The organism is Kitasatospora sp. NPDC127111 (assembly GCF_042677465.1).
Taxonomy (GTDB): Bacteria; Actinomycetota; Actinomycetes; order Streptomycetales; family Streptomycetaceae; genus Kitasatospora.
In genome coordinates this window covers 17,835-25,372 of record NZ_JBHXTG010000104.1, presented here as the reverse complement: position 1 = coordinate 25,372, position 7,538 = coordinate 17,835, and the positions used below count along the sequence as shown (strand labels likewise).

Genomic DNA, 7,538 nt, shown 5'->3' with positions numbered 1-7,538 from the left:
TGGTGCGCGCCCGGGGCCCCACCCCCACCACCCCCGCCGGGGGTGTTCCCCGCCCCCCCCCCCCGCTACCGCGCGGCGCGGGGGGGGGTCCCCCCCACGGCGTCGCGGTCGCCCGGCCCGCTGTTTTCCGGATGCCCTCCCCGCCGGTACCACCGGCGCCGCGCGACATCGCGTCAGAACGTCATCGAGCGGCTACAGCACGGAACGCACCGCGTCCGAGACCGCGCCCACCCGGGTGTAGACGCCGGGGTGCGCCGCCTCCGCGCAGCCCGTGCCCCAGGAGACCAGCCCGGCCAGCCGGCCCGCGACCACCAGCGGCCCGCCGCTGTCCCCCTGGCAGGCGTCCCTGCCGCCCTTCTCCTCACCGGCGCAGACCATGCCCCGGGCGTCGAACTTGCCGTCCGGCCCGCCCGGGTACGCCTGTGCGCAGGTCTGGTCCGGGATGATCGGCACGTCGACGCCACGCAGCGTGGGCGAGTAGTTGCCCGTTCCGTTGGTGTCCCCCCAGCCGAAGACCTGCGCCCTGGTCCCCGGCCGGTACGGCTCGGTCTCGCCCTGGCCGACCAGGTCGATCACCGGCCTGGCGCCCTGCGACTCGGAGAGCGTGAGCACCGCCACGTCGTTCATGTTGGCGGCGAAGTCGTAGTCGGGGTGGATCCAGACCGACCCGACCGACACCTCCCGGCCGACCGAACCGCGCAGGTCGTCCCGGCCGACCACCACCTTCAGGCCCGGCCGGTCCACCCGCTTGCCCCTGGACTCGTCGTAGAAGCAGTGCGCCGCCGTCACCACCTTGGTCGGGGTGACCAGCGCGCCCCCGCAGAACTGGCCCGACCGGCCGCTGCCGAACTGCTGGCGGCTGGAGAGCGCCACCAGCCACGGGTGCTCGGCGGTGCTCGCGGTCACACCGCCGACGATCCGCCGCTGGGCCTGGGCCGGGGCGGCGCCGGGGCCCAGCGCGACCAGCGGCGCCGGCAGCGCCGCCAGCAGGGCCAGTGCCGCGGCCCGGTGACGGCGGCACCCCGGCCGGGCGGCCGGCCGGGCCGGGGGCGGGGCGGCGGGCGGCAGGTCCGCGCGATCCGGGTTGGGCAGCACCGTGTCTCCAGTTGGCTCGGCAGCAGGCAACCGGCACAGCGTAGGTGACCGACTACGCCCTGCGACCACTTCCCGTCGTGCCGCCACCCGGACGAGCGACAACGGCCACCCGGACGCTGACGCAACCGGCCCCCGACGTGCGGAGGCACCGTTGGTACGGGGAGGCGCCGCAGGGGTCGCGGAGAGTGCCGCGGACATGCGAAGAGGCCCGGAGCGGTGTGCTCCGGGCCTCTTCACCGCGGGGCCGGGGCCCTGCGGAGGTTCTGCCGATCAGTCCAGGTAGTCGCGCAGCACCTGGGAGCGCGACGGGTGCCGCAGCTTCGACATGGTCTTGGACTCGATCTGGCGGATGCGCTCACGGGTGACCCCGTACACCTTGCCGATCTCGTCCAGCGTCTTCGGCTGACCGTCCGTCAGGCCGAAGCGCATCGACACCACGCCCGCCTCGCGCTCGGACAGCGTGTCCAGCACCGAGTGCAGCTGCTCCTGGAGCAGGGTGAAGGAGACCGCGTCGGCCGGCACGACCGCCTCGGAGTCCTCGATCAGGTCACCGAACTCGCTGTCGCCGTCCTCACCCAGCGGGGTGTGCAGCGAAATGGGCTCGCGGCCGTACTTCTGGACCTCGATGACCTTCTCCGGGGTCATGTCGAGCTCCTTGGCCAGCTCCTCCGGGGTGGGCTCGCGGCCCAGGTCCTGGAGCATCTGGCGCTGGACGCGGGCCAGCTTGTTGATGACCTCGACCATGTGCACCGGGATGCGGATGGTGCGGGCCTGGTCGGCCATCGCGCGGGTGATCGCCTGGCGGATCCACCACGTGGCGTAGGTCGAGAACTTGTAGCCCTTGGTGTAGTCGAACTTCTCGACCGCACGGATGAGACCGAGGTTGCCCTCCTGGATCAGGTCCAGGAAGAGCATGCCGCGGCCGGTGTAGCGCTTGGCCAGCGAGACGACCAGTCGGAGGTTGGCCTCCAGCAGGTGGTTCTTTGCGCGGCGGCCGTCCTCGGCGATGATCTCCAGCTCGCGCTTGAGCTTGGGGGCCAGCTTGTCGGCGGCCGAGAGCTTGTCCTCGGCGAACAGACCGGCCTCGATGCGCTTGGCGAGCTCGACCTCCTGCTCGGCGTTGAGCAGCGGGACCTTGCCGATCTGCTTCAGGTAGTCCTTGACCGGGTCGGCGGTGGCACCGGCGACGGCGACCTGCTGGGCCGGGGCGTCGTCCTCGTCGTCGTCGGAGAGCACGAAGCCCTGCGACTCCTCCTCGGGCTCCGCCTCCTCGCCCGGCTTGTCGCCGGGCAGCGCGACGTCCTCGAGCAGCTCGTCCTCGCCGATCAGCTCGTCGTCACCCTTGCCCGCCTTGGCGGAGGTGGTCTTCTTGGCGGCCGTCTTCTTGGCCGGGGCGGCGGTCTTCTTGGCCGCGGCCTTCTTGGCCGGGGCGGCCTTCTTCGCCGGAACGGCCTTCACCTCGGTGACGACCGGGGCCGTCTCCTCGACGGTGATCTCGGCGGAGACCGTGGGGGCCGGCGCGGCGGCGGCCGCCGCGACCGCCGGAGCGGCCACGGGAGCACCGGGCGCGATCCGAACGGGGGGCTTGGTCGGGGCCGCCGGAGCGGCCGGGGTCCGGGTGGTGACCGCCTTGGTGGCAGTGCGCTTGGTGGGGCTCTTGGCAGCAACGCTCTTGCGCTTGGCGCCGGCCGGTTCGGCCGCGCTGACCATGAGATCCACCCCCTCCTCAATCAGCACCTGGTTGAGGCTGCGCATGACGTTCTTCCACTTGGTGACCGGGATCTGGTCCGCCTCGAACGCCTGGCGCACGTCGTCACCGGCGATCTGCCCCTGGGCCTTGCCCCGCTCGATGAGCGCCAGCAGAGCCGCGGACTCGGCGATCTCGGGGGGAAGCGAACGGGATGTGCTGGCCGACACGAACAACCTCTCGGACGATGAGTGGACTCGAACCCGTACCGGCCGCCCGAGCGGGCGGGGAAGGAAATCGCGCGTCGGGCGCGCGGTGTCGATTCCGACCGACTCGGGCTTGAGGACTGGGTTTGCAGGACGGCAGCAGCGCCGCAGACCAACACAGCATTCTGACATGTTGGTGGATTCCGGAGCTGCTTCCGCTCAGGACACATCGCTGCTACTCGTCAAGTGTTACGCATGGCCTTCGTGTCGCGGGTCACACCACTCGGTGCCTGCGGCGCGGGGCCGGCTTCCATCATCGCGCACTCGCGCCCAAGCGACTGACATGGGCAGGACACGGGCGGTGTGCCGGAGTGGGGCGCGATGAGGGGCCGGGACCGGGCGGCGGGACCGGGCGGCGGTGCCCCAGCGGGGCACGGCTCGGCTGGGGGGCCGGGCGGGCGGCGGGGCCGGAGCGGGCGGGTATGCGGTCCGGGAGGTGGCTCGGCGGGCGGCCCGGCGCGCAGGGGCCCTCCGACCGCGCCGTGGGGAGCAGCCGGAGGGCCATGGGTTCGCGGGGTCGCTCGGTCGTCGGCGGGTGGGCGGCTCAGTGCTCCCGGGGGGCCGGGACGGACGGCTCGATCTCCGGGTGAACGGTGAGCAGCGCCCGCATCGCGGCCTCGCCGGCGGTGCCGTCGCCGGTGCCGAGCGCGTCCACCAGGCGGGCGTGCAGGCTGACCGAGGCCTCCGAGGGCCGCTCGCACGACGTCGCCGGGCCGCCGGACACCTGGAGCGCGCAGGAGACGATCCCGGAGAGGTGCTCCAGCATCCGGTTGCCGGCCAGCTGCAGGACGAGGGCGTGCAGCTCCGCGTCGGCGCGCGCGTAGGTGGAGAGATCGGCCTGGGCGGCGGCGTGGCCCATGATCTCGACCAGCTCGACCAGCCGCTGCTGGACGTCCTCCCGGCCGTGGCCGGCGGCGAGCCGGGCCGCCAGCGGCTCGATCGCCCAGCGGAGCTCGAACAGCTCCCGGCGCTGCTCGTCACGCTGCGGACCGAAGGCGCGCCACTCGATGATGTCCGGGTCGAGCAGGTTCCAGTCGCCGACCGGGCGGACCCGGGTGCCGACGTTCGGCCGGGCGCTGACCAGGCCCTTGGCCTCCAGGACCCGCAGCGACTCACGGACGACGGTCCGGGAGACCTCGAACCGCTGGCCGATCTCCTCGGGAACGAGCGGGCGGTCGGCGCCGAGGTCGCCCGAGACGATCATCTGACCGAGCTGCTGCACCAGCTGGCCGTGCAGACCGCGGCCACGACTGCTGGTGGTCTTGCGGCCGACCCGGGCCAGGTCGGACTCGGCGCCCTCCCAGCGGGGCGCCGGCGGGATCGGCCGGTCGGCGTACGAGAAGCGGTCCAGGTCGCCGGGGCCGGGGATGGCGCCGTCGGCGGAACGGGCGGGGGTCATGGTGGGGTGCGCAAGGGTACTCACAGGTCCTTTGTCGGCGATCGGCGGACCCAGCTTGAGAATTCTCGTGAAAAGCACACGAAAGGGTGATCGACCGTGACTGGATAATTGACTTCTTATCAGGAAGAACCGCGCAATCCGGTCACAGCTGGTCGATCTTGGCGGACCGTCAGTTACGGTCGCGGCCCGGCGGGTCCTGGCGCGGGGCCCGGGCGCGGGGCCCGGGCCGGGCAGCGTGCCGGGCACCGGCGGAGCCGCTGGCGGAGCTTCTGGCGGGGACGGAGGAGTGCCGGAGCGCCGCAGCCGCGTCAGAGTGCGCGGCGGCGGGCCTGCACGAGGAGGCTGGCGAGCAGCAGCACCAGGGCGGGCGCCGCCACCGCCGCCAGCAGCGCGGGATCGGTGAGCTCCGAACCGGCCACCGCAACCCGGCGGTCCCCGCCGTACACCCATCCGTACGCCCACTCGATGCCGGACTGGAACGGCAGCAGCTCCGCCGCGCGGACCGGCCAGGCCGTTCCGGTCTGCCGCAGCAGCAGCGCGACCCCGGACTCCAGCAGCGGCGGCAGGGCGCAGAGCAGCAGCACGCCGGCGGCGGCACTGCGGGTCAGCGAGGCCGTCAGGACGCCCGTCCAGCCCGCCACGACCGTCAGCGCGACGAAGGCCAGCAGCGCGCCGGGCACCCCGTGCCCGGCACCGAGCGCCGCCGGGGCGAGCGCGCCCGGCAGATCGGCGAGCCCGCCGAGGCCGGCCGAGGACAGCGCCCGCGCCACCCGGTCCGACAGCGCGGCCGGCTCCGACCAGGCGGCGACCGTCACCCCGGCCGGCAGCGCGAGGTGCACGACCACCGCGTCGACCAGCAGGGTGGCCAGCGCCAGGAGCCCCGCCACCGGACCGATCACCACCAGCTTGCCCAGCAGCAGCCGCACCCGGCGCAGGTACGACACCTGCGAGGCGGGCAGCCCCGGGTGCCGGACCTCGTGCCCGTACGCGAGGGCGCCCAGCACGCCGGCGCCGAGCGCCGCGAACGGCAGCGGGATCAGCGGGACGGCCGCCGTCAGCAGCCGTACGCCCGCCGGCCCGGACAGCGCACCGGCCGGCGTCTGGGCGGCCAGCGCGGCGGCCACCACGGCGTCGCAGAACAGAACCCCGGCGAGGAGCAGCCAGGTGGAGCGGAGGCCGCGCAGCCGGCGCAGCTCGTAGGCCAGGACTCGCACGGTTCACTCGCTCCGGTGGTCGGGGGTGGGGATGGAGGTGGTGGGGGCGGTGGGGCCGGGGTCGATGGGGCTCGGGGCGGGGGCGGTCCGCGGGTTCAAGCGGCCGAGTCGGACGGTGTCGGCGGTTTGGAGGTCCCCGTCGGCGGCGGCGTCGCGCGGTTCCCGGGGCGCGGGCGCCGGGGCGCCGCTCCCGTCGGCCCGGACCAGGCTGCTGAGACCGTCCCGGAAGAGGCGGTCCACGGCGACGGTCGGGGAGGTCTCCGCGAGGTCGGCGAGGTCGGCCGGGTCGGCCGGGTCGGCCGATTCCGGGACGGCCGGCTCGGCCAGGGCGGGCTCGGACTGGGCGGGCTCGGGGACGGCGGGCTCGGCCAGGGCGGGCTCGGACTGGGCGGGCTCGGGGACGGCGGGCTCGGGGACGGCGGGCTCGGGGACGGCGGGTGAGGTCCGCCGGGCGGGCCGGGGCGGTCGGGCGCTCGCCGCCGAGGCGCCGGCGGCGGTGGCAGCGGCGGCGGAGGCCGGGGTGGCCGGCAGGGCGAGGGCGGGGAGGGCGCCGCCGGACGCGGGCCCGGTGGGCGGTGTCCCGCTCGCGGGCTGGGGCACGTGGGCCTGCCCGGCCCCGGCCGGTTCCGGTCCCGGAGCCTGCTCCCCGCCCGCCACCGGCACCGGCGGGGTCCCGGCCTGGCCCGTCATCGACGCGTCGGCGGCCGACCGGGCCTTCACCGGGCGGGTCCTGCCCGGCCGGGCGGGCGTCGGGTCGGCCGCCGCCTGACCGGCCGGTGTCGGCCGGAGGTGGAGGTGACCCGAGCGGCCCGAGGCGACGGGCAGCGTGGCCCGGGGAGCCGGCTGCTCCACCACCCGGTCGGCGAGTTCGTGCAGCAGGATGCCGTGCCGGTACGCCAGCTCGCCGATCTCGGTGCGGTCGATCCCCGCCACCGCCAGACCGGCCCCGCCGTCGCGCCGCACCTGCGCGCCCTGGCTCACCAGGAGATCGGCGAGCCGGGCCATCTGCGGCCCGCGCACGGCGACCTCCGGGCTGAGCCGGGTGCGGCGGAACTCCGTCACCGGCTGGTCGGCCACCATCCGCCCCTGGTCGAGCGTGATCACCCGGTCCGCGAGCCCGGCGGCCTCCTGGGGGGTGCGGGTGGTCACCAGGACCGTCCCGCCCGCGACGCCGAACGAGCGCAGGAACGAGTGGAACCACTCCACGTTGCGCGGCGACAGGCCCTCGGTGGGCGCGTCGAGGACGAGGGTGCCCGGATCCCCGAGCAGCGCGGTGGCGAGCGCCAGCCGGCGGTGCATGCCGGGCGAGAAGGTGCGCAGCCGCTGCCCGGCGACGGTGGCGAGCCGGGTCTGCTCCAGCAGCTCGTCGGCCCGCCGGGCGGGGACCCCGACGGCCGCCGCCAGCATCCTGAGGTGGCTGCGCGCCTTCCGGCCGGGGTGCCCCGCCAACATGCCCTCGGGGCCGCCGGGGCCGGGCAGCAGCACGCCGACCTCGCGCTCCGGGCGCCGCAGCCGACGGTAGGTGCGACCGTCGAAGAGCGCGACGCCCTGGCCGCGTTCGAGTTCGAGCACCAGCCGCAGCGCGGTCGACTTGCCCGAGTCCTCGGGGCCGAGCAGCGCCGTCACCATCCCCGGGCGGGCGTCGAAGGTCAGATCGAGCACCGCCGGCGGCCCGCCCCGGCGGTAGACCTTGGTCAGTCCGGTGATCTGGATCATCGCTGGCTGCTCCCATGCCCTCGGCCGACCTGCGTCTGCGCGGCGCGGGGGGGGGGCCCCCCCGCCCCCCCCCCCCCCAATATGGGGGCCCGGCCGCGGATACCGGGCGATCGGGCGGGGGGCCGGGGGCCCCCCCCCCCCCCCCACCCCCACAGAGGGCA

Annotated in this window: 5 protein-coding genes; all 5 read right to left on the bottom strand. The window is 75.4% G+C overall.

Annotated features, from left to right (window positions below):
• Positions 1–192: 192 nt before the first annotated feature.
• On the bottom strand, positions 193–990 hold the full coding sequence (locus ACFVHB_RS37110; RefSeq protein ID WP_380331470.1) for a S1 family peptidase: 798 nt from the start codon (positions 988–990) through the stop codon (positions 193–195).
• A 375-nt stretch (positions 991–1,365) separates the two neighbouring features.
• Complete coding sequence (locus ACFVHB_RS37105) at positions 1,366–3,012, bottom strand: RNA polymerase sigma factor (RefSeq protein ID WP_380331464.1); 1,647 nt, start codon at positions 3,010–3,012, stop codon at positions 1,366–1,368.
• A gap of 580 nt (positions 3,013–3,592) precedes the next feature.
• On the bottom strand, positions 3,593–4,525 hold the full coding sequence (locus ACFVHB_RS37100) for a FadR/GntR family transcriptional regulator (protein ID WP_380331461.1): 933 nt from the start codon (positions 4,523–4,525) through the stop codon (positions 3,593–3,595).
• Between the two features lie 230 nt (positions 4,526–4,755).
• Entirely contained in the window at positions 4,756–5,661 is a 906-nt protein-coding gene (locus ACFVHB_RS37095; protein WP_380331458.1) for a hypothetical protein, read from the bottom strand.
• 3 nt (positions 5,662–5,664) lie between these two features.
• Positions 5,665–7,377, bottom strand: coding sequence for an ATP-binding cassette domain-containing protein (locus tag ACFVHB_RS37090; protein ID WP_380331455.1), 1,713 nt, complete (start codon positions 7,375–7,377; stop codon positions 5,665–5,667).
• Positions 7,378–7,538 lie beyond the last annotated feature (161 nt).